This window comes from Aeromonas rivuli (genome assembly GCF_000820045.1).
Taxonomy (GTDB): Bacteria; Pseudomonadota; Gammaproteobacteria; order Enterobacterales; family Aeromonadaceae; genus Aeromonas; species Aeromonas rivuli.
In genome coordinates, this window is record NZ_CDBJ01000043.1 from 161,320 (window position 1) to 178,108 (window position 16,789).

Consider the following 16,789-nt stretch of genomic DNA (forward strand, 5'->3'; position numbering starts at 1 on the left):
GCTAGCTTCAGGTGTTAGTGCCCTTCGGGTGTGAGGGTTCGAGTCCCTCTCTTCGCACCATGATTCTGACATGTAAAAACAGACAGTGCATGGCCAACTCCATGTAAAACAGGTTGGGAAAAACAGTGTGCGAAGGTGGCGGAATTGGTAGACGCGCTAGCTTCAGGTGTTAGTGTCCCACGGATGTGAGGGTTCGAGTCCCTCTCTTCGCACCATCTATTCGGCAAAAGGCCCATGACGACAGTCATGGGCCTTTTGTATTTGACCCCGGCTAGCTATCCTTGCCCTGTCAACACCAAGGAGACGGGTCCATGAAACTCAGCACCGAGATCCACAATTTCTATGAGCAGCTGGTCAGCAAGGCTATCGTCCAGCAAGACTTGGCCAGGCGCCTGAGTGACGATGAGCTCGCCGACCTCTGCTGCCTCACCCTCAATCAACTCCCCGCCCACTACATACGCCATGACGTGGATATGATCTATTTTCTCAGCCAGGAAAAACGGGACGCCATGGAGCAGGAAGTCAGGCTCTCCCTTGCCCATGCGCTGGTGCGAGTGCAGAGCTCGGCCAGCCGTGACTGACTGGCCGCTAGAGCCAGGGATGTTGCCACAGCAAGGCCGCCACTCCGGTCATGCCCGCGACGGGCAACAATATGAGTACAGGCCTGAGTCTGGGCTCAATCATGACCCAGGCGGCCAGTACAAAACCCAGGCTCCAGAGCCCGTATTGCTTGTCATGGCCCCAGATCCCCACTAACACCAGCACCAGGAAAAGGGCGACCCTGTATATCCAGCCCATTGCCATCTCCATAGATCATTAATAGAAATGATTATCATTTGATGCCAGTTCCAGTGCAATGACTATCTTCCTCTTCACGCTGATCCCAGGAGTCCAGTGGGTTCCCTCCTCCTAAAAAACCGTTACAAAATCAAATTTTGTGTAAGTTTATCAATCAAATGTTCAAAATTGCCCGGTAAGTTTGAATTTTCAGGGGAGACTCTGTGGTAGATTGCCGCCTCATTTTGGGTGGGTGCCTCGGGACATGACAGGTTCACAGGATGAGAGGTCCCCACCTTGGCGAGCAAGAGTTTAGGAAGTATCTATGCAAAACCAACAACATCCCCGTCTGCCAAGCATGTTTCAGGTGCTGGCCTGTCTGGCCATCTTTCTGGCACTGGCATTCTCGTTTACCAGCCTGCTCGATCTGCCGATCCAGCTGGCCCTGTTCATCGCCTGGTTCGTCATCATGGGCCTCGGCATCAAGCTCGGCCATGATTACAAGTCCCTGGAGCAGGCCGCCGTCGACGGCGTCGCCAAAGGGATGGGAGCCATCTTGATACTGGTCTCCGTCGGTGCCCTGGTCGGTACCTGGATCGCCGGCGGCATAGTGCCCAGCATCATCTACTTCGGCCTCAAGGTGATACACCCCTCCATCTTCCTGCTGGCGACCCTGCTCATCTGTTCACTCACCTCGCTGGCTACCGGCACCTCCTGGGGCTCTGCCGCCACCGCGGGTATCGCCATGATGGGCATAGGCCACAGCCTGGGGGTACCCGCCCCGCTGGTCGCCGGCGCCGTGCTCTCCGGCGTCTACTTTGGCGACAAGCTCTCCCCCCTCTCCGATTCCGTGGTGCTGGCCTCGACCATGTCCAACGTCGACGTGGTGGAGCACATCAAGGGCATGCTGCCCATCAGCCTGTTCTCCTATGTCATCACGGCAGCCCTGTTCACCGTGGTCGGCATGCAGTATTCGGGCAATGTCAGCCTGGAGCAGGTCAACCTGGTGATGGAGGCCCTCGACAAGCAGTTCAACATCACCCCGCTGGCCGTGGTGCCGGTGATCCTGGTGCTGGGCCTGCTGGCGAACCGCAAGCCCGCCTTCCCGGTGATCAGCTTCGGCGCCCTGCTCGGACTTGTCTGGGCCATCGCCTTCCAGGACATGGATCCGGTCAAGGCGATGCACTCCGCCTACAGTCCGTTCGCCATCGTCTCCGGGGTCGACTTCATCGACAACATCCTCGGTCGCGGCGGCATGGAGTCCATGCTGGGCTCGGTGGCGGTCATCATCTTCGGGCTGGGCTTCGGCGGTCTGCTGGAGAAGGTGGGACTGCTTGAGGTGATCGCCAGCGCCTTCGAGAAGCGCATCAACAGCGTCGGCAGCCTGACCACTCATACCCTGGGCACCGCCTTCCTGGCCAACGTGTTTGGTTCGGCCATGTATGTGTCGCTGATCCTGACCCCCAAGATCATGGCCAAGAACTACGACAGGCTGGGACTTGAACGCAAGAACCTCTCCCGCAACGCCGAGTTCGGCGGCACCCTCACCTGCGGCATGGTGCCCTGGAGCGACAACGGCATCTTCATGGCCGGGGTGCTGGGGGTGGCCACCCTCGATTACCTGCCCTACATGTGGCTCAGCTTCACCTGCATCATAGTGACCATCACCCTCGCCTATCTGGGCAAGGCGGTGAACCGGGTGCCGGTGATCGAGGCGGCCAGCTCACGCTGAGCCACCCTTGATACAAACAAGGCGCCTCAGGGCGCCTTGTTTGTATCTGGAGGCAGGATTTGTATCCCGGGCTTTGCACTACAACAGCCGCGCCAGCAAGCCACGCAATGCCTTGATGAGTGCCGGCTTGCCACTGAGCCTCTGGTGACGGGCCAGCCCCTCCCAGGGGGCGTATTGCCAGATGCTGGCGATGAGCAGGGCTCGCTCCGCGGGCTTCAATCCATGCAGGCGGTTCAGGTGGGCCGCCAGCCAGCGCTGCAGACTGGGTTGGCACAGCTCGAACGGCTTGTGGTGATGGGCAAAGCATGCCAGCTCATCCCCATCAAACGCCTCCCACCCTGGCCATCTGTCCGTAGGTTCCCCTTTGTCACCTTCCTTCCCCTCAATGGGGGCTACGCACTGCCAGACCAGCTCAGGATCCAACTCCCGCAGCTCACCGGCCAGCAGGGTTGGCAGTTGGCGGCAAAAGCGCGCGTGCCAGCGGGCAAGTTCGGCCTCCCGCTCGGAGCGCAAGGCACGCAGCAACAGGGCGGCATGGCTGCCACTGGCGGCATCTCTTTGCAGACCGATGCGCAATGCCTGCAGGCCCGCCCGGCGCCAGAAGGGCAGCAGATCGGCCGTGGCAGAGAAGGCGGCGCCGAGGTAATCGAACCCGGACTCCCGGTAATGGCTCACCAACTGGCCAAGCAGCAAACTGCCCAGCCCGCGTCTATGCAACTCGGGATGCACGGCGATGCGCAGCACCCGGCCATAGCTGCGATCTCCGGCCTCCCGCAGGCCAGCGTGCGCCAGCAGGGATTGTGGCAACAGATGACCGCGGGGGCGCCGCCGCCCCGCCCAGATCTCCTCGGCCAGCTCGACCGGGATATGACCCTCCCGCGCCACCAGTGCCACCCCAAGCAGACCGCTATCTTGCTCCAACAGATGAATGTCGAGATCCGGGCTCTCCAGCAGGATACGCAGATCGCTGGGGGTCGTCTGGTAGTGAGCCAGCACCAGCAGCCCGAAGACCTGATTGAGCAGAGCCTCGTCGCTGGCCAATACCTGCTGGGTTATCTGGCGCCGCACCGGAGCAAGCGCGGGCCGCGGCGCGCTCACCTCGGCAGCCAGCCCCAGCAGGCGAAACACCAGGGCCTCCAGCGGGCAACCGGCGCGCCAGCGCACCGGCTCGTCAAGGTGCAGCTCACGCCAGCCTGGGACATGGCCGTCGAGATGGGCCTTGAAGCGCAGGTGGAAGCCACGTCCCGTCCCTTCATAGCCATGCTCGGTGGTGGCAAAGACGATGCGACTGTGACGCGCCAACATGGCCTCAAGCAGCGGGGTCGGGATCGCAGCGGCCTCGTCGACCAGCAACAGATCGCAGCTTATCTCTTCTTGTATTAACTGCTGGGGAGAGTAAAAGTCGATTCCGTCCAGAGTCTGGCCAGCAGATCCCGCATGTTCGAGCAGGCTGGCGACCGTTGCCTTGGCGGGCGCCGTGACGGCGATGCGCAGCCCGGGCTGCTCGCGCAGCAAGGTCGCGGCGGCCAGTCCCAGCGCCGCGCTCTTGCCTCGCCCCCGATCGGCACTGATCACCAAGGGCCGCCGCCGGTGGCCATGCAACACCTGGCAAACGGCTTGGATGGCATTGGCCTGCCCCGCCGTCATGGGGCGATCGGCCCGAATGGGTTGCCAGGGGGAAGATCCGCTCGGCAGTGTGAGATCCAGGGCGGGATCCTCAGGCAGCAGCCGTGCCAGCCGGGCAATAAAACCCTGACCCGCTCGCGGCAACTCGTCCGGCGTTGAGACCAGACGTAGCCTGTCTGGATCCGCGAAAGCGGGCCACTCAGCCCGTGGCGGGGTGAGCAGGATCAGCAAGCCCCCTGCGCGAAGGGTGCCCGCCAGGGCGCCGAACGCATCGGGGTGAAAGCCGCTGAAGCTATTGAACACCAGAGTATCGCACTCCTGACCGAGCCGTTGCAGCGCCTTGGCCGCCGGCAGGGGGGCATATTGCGATGGTCCTTCGCCGAGCCAGAAAATATCGCCGGACAACCATGGCTGGGCGGCAGCCTGGGTCTCGGCCTCGGAGCCCTCCAGCCAGACCAGACGCCGCTCCCCCACCCTGCTCAGCGCCTGACGTAATGTGGTCATGCGCCCTGACCGGATCTGGGCTCGAACATCTGATCCCCCGTCTGATTGATGAAGGTCTGGGCCTTTTGCACCATGAATCGTTCGGCATCAGCCGGATTGACGAACAGGTCTGAGCGAATGAACCTGTGGCTGCACAATTCGCCATCAATCTCCTTGGTGATGCGCCCCGCCAGCCGATATTGCCCCCCCTCGGCCATGGGCTCTGGGTAGATGAGATAGCCGGCATATTCAGTGGGGGTGATCTCAGGTGCGATGGGAGCTGCGCCACCAAACAGTGACTTGAACAGGGTCTTGAGCATGGAACCTCCGTGGTGATGGGACATTGTCCTCAAGGGGCTGGGGGCTGGCAAGTGGCTCGGCTTATTCCCAATTGTTATTTGCACTACAAACCATTCTCATTTAGATTTCAACCTATCCCAAGGTGAGGTGTAAATATGTACGTTTGTTTGTGCCGTGGCATTACCGATACCCAGATACGTCAGGCGGTACAGGCAGGTAAGGATCTTCGTCAACTCAGGAAAGAGCTGGGACTGGCCAGCCAGTGTGGCAAGTGCCTGCCCATGGCCAAGGCGATCATCAAGACCGAACTCGACCAGGCGCCCAGCTACTATCAGGTAGCCTGACCTTCTCGATCTCACCTCCCCCTTCCATAAGCGGGCATCTGCCCGCTCGCCCTGTTGTTGTCACCTTCCTGGTCTAAGCTTGATGGATCCAGCAAGGAGGATTGACGATGAAAGGTGATGCCAAGATTATCGCGCATTTGAACAAGGTGCTGGCCAACGAGCTGGTCGCCATCAATCAATATTTCCTGCATGCCCGCATCTATGATGACTGGGGCCTCAAGGCTTTGGGGCACAAGGAGTATCACGAATCCATTGACGAGATGAAACACGCGGACGAACTGGTCAAGCGCATCCTGTTTCTGGAGGGACTGCCCAACTTGCAGGAGCTGGGCAAGCTGCGCATCGGTGAGACGGTCGAAGAGATGCTGCGCTGTGATCTCTCTCTGGAGATGGATGCCATCCCGGATCTGAAGGTTGCCATCGGCTATGCCGAATCCAAGCATGACTATGTCAGCCGGGATCTGTTCCAGGAGATCCTCGAAGATGAAGAGGAGCATGTGGACTGGCTGGAGACTCAGATCGATCTTATCGGTCGCATCGGTCTCGAAAATTATCAGCAATCCCAGCTTCATCAAGGCTCCTGACCCTCGGCGCTCTTCACCCCCAACTGACTATACCCAGACCCGCTTCGGCGGGTTTTTATCGTGCCCAACACCCAAGTTTCACCCGGATCACAGTTATGGCGCACCGATAGGCAGGGGGACGCGCTTTCGATTAGGATAGGCATCTCAACTTTTCACCCTCGGATACCAAGATGGAACAGATTGCACGGGAAATGGCTCCCCACAAACGGGTGGCCCTGGTGGCTCATGACAATATGAAAACGGCGCTGCTCAACTGGGTTGGCCGTCGCAAGGAGGCGCTCAAGCTGCATCACCTCTATGCCACGGGAACCACCGGCTCCCTGCTCAGCAAGTCGGCGCAGTTACCCATCACCTGCCTCTTTTCCGGCCCCATGGGCGGCGATCAGCAGCTCGGCGCCCTGATTGCCGAAGGCAAGATAGATGTACTCATCTTCTTCTGGGATCCCCTCAACGCCGTGCCCCATGATCCGGATGTGAAGGCGCTGCTGCGTCTGGCCGCCGTCTGGAACATACCGATGGCAACCAATGAGGCAACCGCCGACTTCATCATGGACAGCCCTCACATGGATCAGGCATTCAGCGTGCAGATCCCGGACTACGCAGGCTACCTCAAGGCACGTACCCAATAGAGAGTCGTCGATAGCGGAATGGAAAAAGGCGCCAATCTGGCGCCTTTTTTATGGGTGAGCGTGCAGAGTTCAGCGCTGCAGGCTTTTTTGGGCGAACTTGGGTCTGGCGTTCATGATCTGCTCCACCTGTTCGTCACTCATCTTGCCACGGGAGAGACCCAGCACCTTGTAGGTGAGCAAGGGGCGAGCCGGCAGGGCTATCATCAGTGCCCGGATCTGGTTTTCGTCATCCTTCTCCCGCACCGGTTTGCCATAGGCATAGGTGAGCACACCGGCATCAATCAGATTTTTGACGGCGGGTTCGGTGATCGGCAGGTTTATGACGCTTTTACGCTGCAGCACGAACTCGCGCAGCACCGCTTTCTCGTTGAAATCGAGGAAGGCAATCATCCGGGAGAGCTGATCTTTCTGCTTGCGGGACAACCATTCGCCACAGGCCCACTCCCACAGGATCAACATGCCCTGGCTACAGAAGTAAGAGATGGCGATCAGCATGCCGACCCCTAGCCAGGCGGCGTGCAGTTCGGCCCAGGCACTCACGGCCCCCTTCATCAGCCCGGTCGGGAACAGCAATATGATGCTGCAGCACAGCAGCAACCAGACCATGAGCCAGTTGAGGCGGTTCAGTTGATAAAAATGTTGGATCCACCGTTTCATCGTTCACCCTTCCCAAGTCAATGTGGACAGTAGTCAACTCATAGCAATCCCTGTGCCAAGGCGAGGATTCTGTGGGAGGGATCTGGATCCTGGCGGGTAGAGCTGATGGGATGGGTCTGTGGCCAGGTTACATTCCCTTACAAGTTGCCGGGGGGACGGGCCGCCATTTTCCTTGTGGGGCAACCCATCTCTTGGTAAAAAACCCGCACTGTCATTGGGGAGTAGCAACCCGCCCGAGATCCGGGCAAGGCTCATGTCAACATTCTTGGATCATCAGATCCATGGCATGGGCGGCGATAACATCTATCGCTCTGCAAGACCTTTGGCCTCGATACGCAAGCCAGCCGGGCGAGCCGTATCGGGTCCATCGGTTGTTCTGCTCGCCTGGCGGTTGCCTATTATGTTGATCACCCTGCTGTTATTTCTGCTCTCTGCCGTCACCATCTACCTGGCCTGCGAATATTTCGTCAACGGTATCGAATGGACCGGCCATCACCTCAAGTTCTCCCAAAGCGCCACCGGCTCCCTGTTGGCGGCCCTAGGCACTGCCTTGCCCGAATGCATAGTCACCCTGAGCGCCCTGCTGATGGGGGAGGCTCCCGCCCAGCAGCAGATAGGGATAGGGGCCGCCCTCGGTGGTCCCCTGGTGCTCTCCACCATAGGTTATGCCGCCGTCGGCCTGACCCTGCTGCTGTGCATGGGCCCTGAACACAGGGCAATCGATGGCAAGGTACAGCGAGAGACTGGTCGGGATCAGGCCTGGTTTGTCGCTATCTTCCTGGTGGCGGTGGCCCTCGGTATGATGGCCTTCACTGGCAAAACCTGGCTGGCCCCGCTGTTCGTGCTGGTGTATCTGGTCTATGTGCGGCGCGAGCTGAAACAGAGCGACAGCCACGAGACCCCGTTGCCAGAGCCCCTCAAGCTGGATCCCAAGGCCGGGATCCCGGCGCTCGGCAAGGTGCTACTGCAGACCCTGGGAGCCCTGCTGGTGGTGGCGCTGGCGGCCCAGCTGTTCGTTCATCAACTGGAGAGCATGGGCGAGCTGCTTGGCCTCTCCCCCGTACTGGCGGCCCTGCTGCTGAGCCCGGTGGCGACCGAGATGCCGGAGCTGATGAACGTGCTGATCTGGGTGCGTCAGGGCAAATACCGGCTGGCGCTGGCCAATATCTCCGGCGCCATGATGATCCAGGGCACCATTCCCAAGGCGTTTTGTCTGCTGTTCACCCCCTGGTTGCTCGACAGCACCATGCTGGCCTCCTCGCTAGTGACCCTGCTGGCGGTGGTACTGCTGTGGTGGGGCTTCAGCCGTGGGCGGATGACGGCAGGCAGGCTGGCCTGCGTGGGACTGGTGTACCTGGGCTTCTGCGGCTGGTTGATGGTGAGCTGAGGGCGCGCGCTATGTGAAGATGACGCCATGAGCAAGGGCAGGATCCGATCCTGCCCTTTTGTCATGGATTTAGGTTAGCGGGTTGAACCCCGGGATCAGAACTGCTGGAACCAGCGCTGGATCTGGGCCGGATCCTTGCTCTGGGTCAGGGAGAGCATCAAGAGGATGCGTGCCTTCTGCGGGTTCAGGGTGCCGGCGGCCACGAAGCCGTACTTGGCGTCGTCGATCTCGGCATCCAGGGTGGTGGCCCCGGTCGGCACGCGGGAAGAACGCACCACGCGGATGCCGTCCTCGCTCGCCTTGGCCAGGGTGTCGAACAGTGTGTGGTAGAGGTTGCCGTTGCCCACCCCGGCGCTGACGATGCCGTCAAACTTGGCATCCACCATGGCCTTGGCCGGCAGATCGGTGGCATTGGCATAGTTGTAGACGATGCCCACCTGCGGCAGCTTGTCGAGCTTGCTCACGTCGAACGGCGTCTTGCTGGTGTGCAGGCGGGCCGGGCTGCGCTGGTAGTCTATTTTGCCGTTGTGGATGTAACCGAGCGGGCCAAAGTTGGGGGCGGCGAAGGTCTGCACCCCTGTGGTATTGGTCTTGGTGACGTCCCGGGCGTCCAGCACAGTATCGTTCATGGCGACCATGACGCCACGGCCCTTGGAGCTGGGGTCGGAGGCGGTGACCACGGCGTTGTACAGATTGAGCGGGCCGTCGGCACTCATGGCGGTAGAGGGACGCATGGCACCCACCAGCACCACCGGCTTGTCGCTCTTGATGGTGAGGTTGAGGAAGTAGGCGGTCTCTTCCATGGTGTCGGTACCGTGGGTGATGACGATGCCATCCACCTCATCCTTGGCCAGCAGCTCGTTGACTCGCTTGGCCAGGGTGAGCCACACCTCATCGTTCATGTCCTGGGAGCCTATCTTGACCACCTGCTCCCCCTGCACCTCGGCCACGTTCTTCATCTCGGGCACGGCGGCGATCAGGGTCTCGATGGCCACCTTGCCAGCCTCATAGTTGGATTGGGTGGCGGACTGCCCCGCACCGGCGATGGTGCCGCCGGTCGCCAGTATGTGCACGCTGGGCAGGGCCATGGCCAGGGGGGAGAGGGTCAGGCCAACGACGGCGGCGAGCAGGGTCTTGCGGATAGGGAGGGTCATGCTGCAATCCTTTTGGGTAAGTGATTGCAGCATTTTTATTCTTTTTAAACCAAATTTAAGTGATCACTCTCACCAATAAAAACAGATAAACAGAATATTAGTCCAATTTTTACCCATATAGGGATAAATCACTTCGCACTGAACCCCTTGGCTTCGATCAGCGCGATCAACTCGGCCTTGCTCAGCTCGCCCTCGATGACAGCCTTGCTGCCGTCAAAATCGACCCGGGCCTGAGTGACGGCGGGCGCGTCCAGCAGGGCTTTTTGCAGACTGGCGGCGCAGCCACCGCAGGACATGCCGGATACGGTGAGTTCGATGGTCATACTGTGTCTCCTCTGTTGGTGTGATCCCAGCCTAATGCTGCCGTCAGCGGTAAGGTCAAGCCCCGATTTTCTTCAGTCAACAGCCCTTCATTACCCCATCAATCCCAGATAGTTCATCAGGGCAGCCCCCAGGCTGGTGCTCACCAGTGAACCGAGGGTGGTGGTGGCGATGATGTTCGCAGCGAGCACGCTGTCGCCGCCCATGGCGCGGGTCATCACATAGCTGGCGGCCGCCGTCGGGGTCGAGCTGACCAGGAAGAGAATACCGAGCTCAAGCGGGGTGAAACCAATGAACCAGCCACCCAGAGTGAGCAGAAAGGGGATGGCACACAGACGCGCCAGGGTGGCATAACCAGTCAGTGCGGCCCCGCCGCGCAACGCCTTGAGGCTCAAGGAGGCCCCGGTACAGAGCAGGGCCAGGGGCAGGGTCAGGTTGGCAAAGTAGCTGCCCGTGGTCAGCACCAGTTGCGGCATCTGTACCCCGAAGATGGTAAAGGGCAGTGCGGCAAGGATGGCAAGGATCAGCGGGTTCTTGATGATGCCCTTGAGAATGGGCTTGAGACCGGGGTCGCCACCCAGACTACGGGTGAGGGTGATGACGGCGAGTATGTTGTAGAGCACAGTCACGGCACCGACGAAGAAGGCGGCGCCCCCCAGCCCAGCCTGGCCATAGGCGTTTTGCACATAGGCCAGCCCTATGATGCCCATGTTGCCGCGAAAACTGCCCTGCACGAAGATGCCCCGTAGCCGCCGATCGCCGATGAAGCGCGCCGCCAACAGCTCCAGCACCAGAAAACCTACCAGGGTACCCGCCAGACCATAGGCGATGAGCCAGGGGCTCGGCATGGCATCCAGATCGGTGCGCACTATGCTCAAAAACAGCAGCGCTGGCAGGGTGACCTGAAAGACCAGCTTGGCGGCGGCTTCGGTGAAGCTGTCCGGCAAGAGGCCGAGGCGCTTGAGGACGATACCGAGGATCAGCACCACGCATATGGGGCCGGTGATGGAGAGTGAGAAGTTGAGACTGGTGGTCAAATCCATGGTGCTCGTCCTGTGCAACAGAGGGCGCCCTCGCGGGCGGAGGATCCATTCTAGCGCTATGGACTTGTATTCACAGGCCTTAATCACAACAATGTCTGCACATTGTCCTCTGCCCGACTCCCCTGCCACGGATCCCACATGGAAAAGAAACTGACCATCCTCGATATAGCCAGCCTCAGCGGGGTCGGTAAGTCGACCGTCTCCCGGGTGCTCAATCAGGATCCCAAGGTCAATCCCGAGACCCGGGCCAGGGTGGAGGCGGTGATCGCCCAACACGGTTTTGTGCCAAGCAAGTCGGCCCGCGCCATGCGCAGTCAGAGTCAGCGTGTGATAGGCATAGTGGTATCACGGCTCGATTCCAGCTCGGAGAATCAGGCGGTACGCGGCATGCTGGAGACCTTCTATGGCTGCGGCTACGACGCAGTGCTGATGGAGAGCAAGTTCTCCCCGGCCAAGGTGAGCGAGCATCTGGCCGTGCTGTCGAGACGGGGGGTGGATGGCATTATCCTGTTCGCCTTCAATGACCTCGACTATGCCGCCATGGCGCCGCTGACCGACAAGCTGGTGCTGATGGCCCGGGAGCGCCCCGGGTTCTCCTCCGTTTGTTACGATGACGAGGGGGCGGTGCGCGCCGTACTGGCGCACCTCAGGGAGCGCGGCATTGATGAGGTGGCCTATCTGGGGGTTGATCGCAAGGATCTCACCACGGGCCTGCGCCGCCATCAGGCTTATCTCGATGACTGCAAGGAGCATGGCCGCACTCCCCATGCCGCCCTCGGCGATCTCAGCTTGCAGAGCGGTTACCGGCTGGCGGCCGAGCTGCTCACCCCGACGACCCAGGCCCTGGTCTGCGCCAGCGACACCCTGGCCATAGGTGCTGCCAAATACCTGCAAGAGCAGGGGCGCACCGATATTCTGGTCAGTGGCCTGGGTAGCAATCCCATGCTCACCTTCCTGTTTGCCAACGCCCTCAGCCTGGATTTTGGCTACAAGGACGCCGGTATTCTGGCCGCCAGACAGTTGCTCGGTCAGATTGAAGAGGGCCAGGCCCCCAGAGCCACCATAGCCCCCTGTCAGCCCCTGTAGTCTATCTTTCCTCCTGCACCTCGGCGTTTTGCGCTTTTTGTGACCACCCCCACGAATTGGGAACGTTCCCATTGCCGATGATGGCCACTGGCTTCATGCTGGTTGGGAACGATACCAATAAGCGGGCGGTCATTGGCTAGCCAGCAAAAAAACGACCATTATTCATCGAGTCACAGAGGGAAGGCTCATGTCAAAAGTCAACACACAACATCTGGCGCAGTTGATCGAACGGATCGGCGGCAAAGAGAACATCACCACCGTCAGTCACTGCCTGACCCGGCTCAGGTTCGTGCTGGCCGATCCGGCCAAGGCCGACCCCAAGGCCATAGAGACCATTCCGGCAGTGAAGGGAAGTTTCACTCAGGGCGGCCAGTTCCAGGTGGTCATCGGCAATGAGGTGGACCAGTGGTACAAAGCGCTCACCGAGGAGATCGGGGTCAGTGGCGGCAGCAAAGAAGCCGCCAAGCAGGCGGCGCGTCATAACATGAATCCCCTGGAGCGAGCCATCTCCCATATGGCGGAGATTTTCGTCCCTCTGCTGCCCGCCATCATCACCGGTGGCCTGCTCCTGGGTTTTCGCAACGTCATCGGCGACATCAAGATGTTCGATGATGGTACCCATACCCTGGTCGAAATCAGCCAGTTCTGGGCCGGGGTTCACTCCTTCCTCTGGCTGATCGGTGAGGCCATCTTCCACTTCCTGCCGGTCGGCGTCTGCTGGTCCACCGTGAAGAAGATGGGGGGATCCGAGATCCTCGGCATAGTGCTGGGGATCACCCTGGTGTCGCCGCAGTTGATGAATGCCTATGGCATCGGCGGCGCGACCCCCGATGTATGGGACTTCGGGATCTTTACCATCCAGAAGGTGGGTTACCAGGCCCAGGTTATTCCCTCCATCCTCGCGGGTGTAGTGCTGGCCTGGCTCGAAACCAATCTCAGACGCATCATCCCGGCCTATCTCTACATGGTCATAGTGCCGTTTGTGGCCCTCATCGTGACCGTCATCCTGGCTCACACCCTGATAGGCCCCTTTGGCCGCTGGATAGGTGAAGGCGTGGGCTATGCCGCCAGAGCCGCCATGACCGGCGATTTCGCCCCCATTGGCTCCGCCATTTTCGGTTTCTTCTATGCGCCTCTGGTCATCACCGGCATCCACCACACCACCAATGCCGTGGATCTGCAGTTGATGAAGGACATAGGTGGTACCCCGATCTGGCCGCTGATCGCCCTGTCCAACATCGCCCAGGCGTCCGCCGTGCTCGGTATCATACTGATCAGCCGCAAGGAGAATGAGCGGGAGATCTCGGTACCTGCCGCCATCTCGGCTTATCTGGGAGTGACCGAACCGGCCATGTACGGCGTCAACCTCAAGTACAAGTTCCCCATGCTGTGCGCCATGGTGGGCTCGAGCTGTGCGGCCCTCATCTGTGGTTTCGCCCATGTCATGTCAAACGGCATCGGGGTGGGTGGCCTGCCAGGTATCCTCACCATCAAGCCAGAGTTCTGGGGCATCTACTCCCTCGCCATGCTGGTGGCCATCGTGGTGCCCCTGGCGCTGACCATGCTGGTCTACAAACGCCAGCAGGCGGCTGGCAAGCTGGAACTGAGCGCCACCTGATCGACAAGTACCGCGGCGGAGCCCAGGCTCCGCCCTTTTCATGCCTCTTTACTATTCAACCATCCGTTTCAACAAGATGAGCGACCCGACCATGAAACAGACTCCCTGGTGGCAGAGTGCCGTGATTTACCAGATCTACCCCAAGAGCTTTCAAGATTCCGGCGCCCGTGGCACCGGCGATCTCAAGGGGATCATGGCCCGCCTCGATTACCTCAAGACCCTCGGTGTCGATGCCCTCTGGCTGACTCCGGTCTATGTGTCCCCTCAGGTGGACAACGGTTACGACATCGCCGACTACCTGAACATCGATCCCGCCTACGGCACCATGAGCGATTTCGAGGCGCTGCTGGCAGCGGCCCACGCGCGCGACATCCGCATCGTGATGGACATTGTGGTCAACCACACCTCCACCGAGCACGCCTGGTTCAAATCGGCGCTGGGGGACAAGAACAGCCCCTACCGCGACTACTACATCTGGCGCGATCCGGTAGCTGGCGGCCTGCCCAACAACTGGCAATCCAAGTTTGGCGGCAGCGCCTGGGAGCTGGACCCCGCCACAAACCAGTACTATCTGCACCTGTTCGCCCGCGAGCAAGCGGATCTCAACTGGGAAAACCCGGCGGTGCGGGCCGAGGTGAAAAACATCATCCACTTCTGGGCTGACAAGGGGATAGACGGTTTCCGTCTCGACGTCATCAACCTCATCTCCAAGGATCAATCCTTCCCGAACGACGACAGTGGCGATGGCCGCCGCTTCTACACCGACGGGCCGCGCATCCACGAGTTCCTGCAAGATGTGAGCCGCGACGTCTTCGCCCCGGTCGGCGCCATGACGGTGGGAGAAATGTCCTCCACGTCGCTTGCGCACTGCCAGCGCTACGGCGCACTGGATGGCTCCGAGCTCTCCATGGTGTTCAATTTCCACCACCTGAAAGTCGACTACCCCAATGGCGACAAGTGGACCAAGGCGCCCTTCGATTTCATCGAGCTCAAACGCATCTTCAACCATTGGCAGAGCGGCATGCACGGCAAGGGGTGGTCGGCGCTGTTCTGGTGCAACCACGACCAGCCGCGCATCGTCTCCCGCTTCGGGGATGAGGGCGAACACCGGGTTGTTGCCGCCAAGATGCTGGCCAGCACCTTGCACGGCCTGCAAGGCACCCCCTACATCTATCAGGGGGAGGAGATCGGCATGACCAACCCCGGCTATGGCAGCATCCATGACTATCAGGATGTGGAGAGCCACAATATCTTCGCCATCAAGCGTGCCGAAGGGATGGAGGATGCCGAGATCCTCGCTATTCTGGGCGCCAAGTCGCGGGACAACTCCCGTACCCCCATGCAGTGGAATGCCGCCCCCAACGCCGGTTTTACCAAAGGCACACCCTGGCTCAAGCCCGCCGCCAACTACCCCGAGATCAATGCCGAGGCGGCGCTGGCCGATGCTGACTCCGTGTTCTGGCACTACCGGGATCTGGTACGGCTTCGCAAGGATCATCCCATCTTCACGCAAGGGGATTATCAGGAGCTGCTGGCGGGGCACGCCCAGATCTGGGCCTATGCCCGCCGCGCCAACGGCCAGACCCTGCTGGTGGTAAGCAACTTCTACGGCGAAGTGGTCGATTTTGTATTGCCTGCGGGGATGCAAGCGGACAAGGGTCGCCTGCTGCTTGGCAACTACCCCGACAGCCCGGCCCGGCCGCAATCCTGCGAGCTGCGCCCTTATGAATCCCTGATCTGGCTGATGGAGTAGGCGATGAGCGAGGTGATGACGAAGACTGCGGTGCGCGGTCACGAATGGCAGAAGATGGTGGCGGGGGAGCCCTATGATGCGGGCCACCCCGAGCTGAAGGCGGCCCGCGAGCGCTGCCGTTTCCTCTATCACAGCTTCAACACCCACTGGCAGGAGCAGCCGGAGCGGGACGCCCTGCTGAGCGCACTGCTCGGCAGCCGGGGCGAGCTGTGCGCCATCAACCCGCCGTTCTTCTGTGACTATGGCGCCAACATCTTCGTGGGCGAGAACTTCTACGCCAACGTCAACTGCACCATCCTCGACGTGTGCGAGGTACACATAGGTGACAACGTGCTGCTGGCGCCTGGGGTGCAGATCTACACCGCCGCCCACCCGGTGGCGGTGGCCCCTCGGGTGGCCGGCGTCGAGTTCGGCAAGCCGGTGCGCATTGGCAACAACGTCTGGATAGGGGGCAGCACCGTCATCTGCCCGGGTGTCACCATAGGGGATAACAGCGTGATAGGGGCGGGATCCGTGGTCACCAAAGATATCCCGGCCAATGTGGTCGCGGTCGGCAACCCCTGCCGGGTATTACGCCCCATGACGGCGCAGGAGCTGGCGGAGATCTGACACAACCGGGGCAGCTAATACTGCACCGGCTTGTGCACGGCGCTGTGGCCAACGCCTGCAAACCTCTCTTGTTCACGACAGCCTGCCAATGGCTTGCAGGCACGGCATCGCAGTATAGGCGCCCCCTCAGGCAGGCAGCAAGGTCCCGCAGCGCTTGTGCTGCCCCATGACCACCAGGGTCTTGAAGCTGCGCACCTGCTCCCTGGCATGCAGTACCCGCCGGGTGAACTGCTCGTAACTCGGCATGTCCCGCGCGGCCACCTGCAGCACGAAGTCCTGCTCACCCGTCACATACCAGAGGTCCATGACCTCAGGCTCCCCCTTCAGGCAGGCAATCATCTCATCGACGATACGGCCATGATCCCGCTCCAGGGTGACGAGCACCAGCATGGTGATAGGCCAGCCCATGGTCGCCGGTGCCACCAGCGCCACCTCCCGCTCGATAAGTCCCGCCTCCCGCAGCGTCCGGACACGGCGGTAACAGGCGGGCGCCGAGAGGCCGACCCTGTGGGCCAGCTCGGGAATGGGCAGACGGGCATCCTGCTGCAGCTCGGCGAGGATGAGCAGATCGAACTTGTCGGTCATGGGGGATAAAGAGATAAAAATTATCGAGTGGGGCCAGTTTTAGACCGAAATTACGGCTATCGCCAGATATATTTTACTTCCCCTTCCCTGCTCAGGTGTGA

The 16,789-nt window shown here is 60.6% G+C and carries 18 protein-coding genes, 1 tRNA gene and 1 riboswitch; of the genes, 11 read left to right on the forward strand and 8 right to left on the reverse strand.

Translation table 11 applies throughout. The features are described from left to right. The first annotated feature begins 129 nt into the window (after positions 1-129). Together BN1130_RS09705 and BN1130_RS09710 are read left to right on the forward strand one after the other, a co-directional pair. Positions 130-215 (forward strand) — tRNA-Leu (locus BN1130_RS09705). A 96-nt stretch (positions 216-311) separates the two neighbouring features. Then, positions 312-581 (forward strand): late competence development ComFB family protein, encoded by a 270-nt coding sequence (locus BN1130_RS09710; protein WP_042041732.1) that lies wholly within the window; start codon positions 312-314, stop codon positions 579-581. 7 nt (positions 582-588) lie between these two features. Here BN1130_RS09710 and BN1130_RS09715 read toward each other — a convergent pair whose 3' ends face one another. Then, positions 589-798: a hypothetical protein gene (locus BN1130_RS09715; RefSeq protein ID WP_042041943.1), complete on the reverse strand. Its 210-nt coding sequence runs from the start codon at positions 796-798 to the stop codon at positions 589-591. A 304-nt stretch (positions 799-1,102) separates the two neighbouring features. Between BN1130_RS09715 and nhaC the strand changes: the two genes are divergently transcribed. Then, positions 1,103-2,509 (forward strand): Na+/H+ antiporter NhaC, encoded by a 1,407-nt coding sequence (gene nhaC, locus BN1130_RS09720; RefSeq protein ID WP_042041733.1) that lies wholly within the window; start codon positions 1,103-1,105, stop codon positions 2,507-2,509. A gap of 78 nt (positions 2,510-2,587) precedes the next feature. Here nhaC and BN1130_RS09725 read toward each other — a convergent pair whose 3' ends face one another. Together BN1130_RS09725 and BN1130_RS09730 are read right to left on the reverse strand one after the other, a co-directional pair. Then, positions 2,588-4,654, reverse strand: coding sequence for a tRNA(Met) cytidine acetyltransferase TmcA (locus BN1130_RS09725; protein WP_370736607.1), 2,067 nt, complete (start codon positions 4,652-4,654; stop codon positions 2,588-2,590). Beyond that, a complete protein-coding gene (locus tag BN1130_RS09730; protein ID WP_042041736.1) occupies positions 4,636-4,938 on the reverse strand; it encodes an HlyU family transcriptional regulator in 303 nt (100 codons plus the stop codon). Before BN1130_RS09730 ends, BN1130_RS09725 begins: the two co-directional genes overlap by 19 nt. A gap of 135 nt (positions 4,939-5,073) precedes the next feature. On the opposite strand from BN1130_RS09730, the gene BN1130_RS09735 reads away from it, so the two are divergent. From BN1130_RS09735 to BN1130_RS09745, 3 genes are all read left to right on the forward strand, one after another. Beyond that, positions 5,074-5,262 (forward strand): bacterioferritin-associated ferredoxin, encoded by a 189-nt coding sequence (locus BN1130_RS09735; protein WP_042041737.1) that lies wholly within the window; start codon positions 5,074-5,076, stop codon positions 5,260-5,262. A gap of 107 nt (positions 5,263-5,369) precedes the next feature. Then, positions 5,370-5,846 (forward strand): bacterioferritin, encoded by a 477-nt coding sequence (bfr, locus tag BN1130_RS09740; protein ID WP_042041738.1) that lies wholly within the window; start codon positions 5,370-5,372, stop codon positions 5,844-5,846. A 170-nt stretch (positions 5,847-6,016) separates the two neighbouring features. Further along, complete coding sequence (locus BN1130_RS09745; protein ID WP_042041739.1) at positions 6,017-6,475, forward strand: methylglyoxal synthase; 459 nt, start codon at positions 6,017-6,019, stop codon at positions 6,473-6,475. 69 nt (positions 6,476-6,544) lie between these two features. On the opposite strand, the gene BN1130_RS09750 is transcribed toward BN1130_RS09745, so the two are convergent. Beyond that, positions 6,545-7,132: a superinfection exclusion B family protein gene (locus tag BN1130_RS09750; RefSeq protein WP_042041740.1), complete on the reverse strand. Its 588-nt coding sequence runs from the start codon at positions 7,130-7,132 to the stop codon at positions 6,545-6,547. A gap of 204 nt (positions 7,133-7,336) precedes the next feature. After that, positions 7,337-7,444, forward strand: a riboswitch (yybP-ykoY riboswitch). Positions 7,445-7,532: 88 nt separating this feature from the next. Here BN1130_RS09750 and BN1130_RS09755 point away from each other — a divergent pair. After that, on the forward strand, positions 7,533-8,519 hold the full coding sequence (locus BN1130_RS09755; RefSeq protein ID WP_042041741.1) for a sodium:calcium antiporter: 987 nt from the start codon (positions 7,533-7,535) through the stop codon (positions 8,517-8,519). A 95-nt stretch (positions 8,520-8,614) separates the two neighbouring features. Here BN1130_RS09755 and ansB read toward each other — a convergent pair whose 3' ends face one another. The 3 genes from ansB to BN1130_RS09770 all read right to left on the reverse strand — a co-directional run bounded on the left by ansB (position 8,615) and on the right by BN1130_RS09770 (position 11,037). Next, positions 8,615-9,673, reverse strand: coding sequence for an L-asparaginase 2 (gene ansB / locus BN1130_RS09760; RefSeq protein ID WP_042041742.1), 1,059 nt, complete (start codon positions 9,671-9,673; stop codon positions 8,615-8,617). A 128-nt stretch (positions 9,674-9,801) separates the two neighbouring features. Next, entirely contained in the window at positions 9,802-9,996 is a 195-nt protein-coding gene (locus BN1130_RS09765; protein ID WP_042041743.1) for a heavy-metal-associated domain-containing protein, read from the reverse strand. Positions 9,997-10,086: 90 nt separating this feature from the next. After that, the gene (locus BN1130_RS09770) at positions 10,087-11,037 is read right to left on the reverse strand and encodes an AEC family transporter (RefSeq protein ID WP_042041744.1); all 951 of its coding nucleotides are present in this window, start codon (positions 11,035-11,037) and stop codon (positions 10,087-10,089) included. A gap of 138 nt (positions 11,038-11,175) precedes the next feature. Here BN1130_RS09770 and treR point away from each other — a divergent pair, with 138 nt between their 5' ends. From treR to BN1130_RS09790, 4 genes are all read left to right on the forward strand, one after another. Beyond that, a complete protein-coding gene (gene treR / locus BN1130_RS09775; RefSeq protein ID WP_042041745.1) occupies positions 11,176-12,123 on the forward strand; it encodes a trehalose operon repressor TreR in 948 nt (315 codons plus the stop codon). Positions 12,124-12,310: 187 nt separating this feature from the next. Continuing rightward, positions 12,311-13,741, forward strand: a complete 1,431-nt coding sequence (treB, locus tag BN1130_RS09780) for a PTS trehalose transporter subunit IIBC (protein WP_042041746.1) — start codon at positions 12,311-12,313, stop codon at positions 13,739-13,741. A 91-nt stretch (positions 13,742-13,832) separates the two neighbouring features. Then, on the forward strand, positions 13,833-15,494 hold the full coding sequence (treC, locus tag BN1130_RS09785) for an alpha,alpha-phosphotrehalase (RefSeq protein ID WP_042041945.1): 1,662 nt from the start codon (positions 13,833-13,835) through the stop codon (positions 15,492-15,494). 3 nt (positions 15,495-15,497) lie between these two features. Beyond that, complete coding sequence (locus BN1130_RS09790; RefSeq protein WP_042041749.1) at positions 15,498-16,103, forward strand: sugar O-acetyltransferase; 606 nt, start codon at positions 15,498-15,500, stop codon at positions 16,101-16,103. Between the two features lie 126 nt (positions 16,104-16,229). On the opposite strand, the gene BN1130_RS09795 is transcribed toward BN1130_RS09790, so the two are convergent. Next, entirely contained in the window at positions 16,230-16,688 is a 459-nt protein-coding gene (locus BN1130_RS09795) for an Lrp/AsnC family transcriptional regulator (RefSeq protein WP_042041750.1), read from the reverse strand. Positions 16,689-16,789 lie beyond the last annotated feature (101 nt).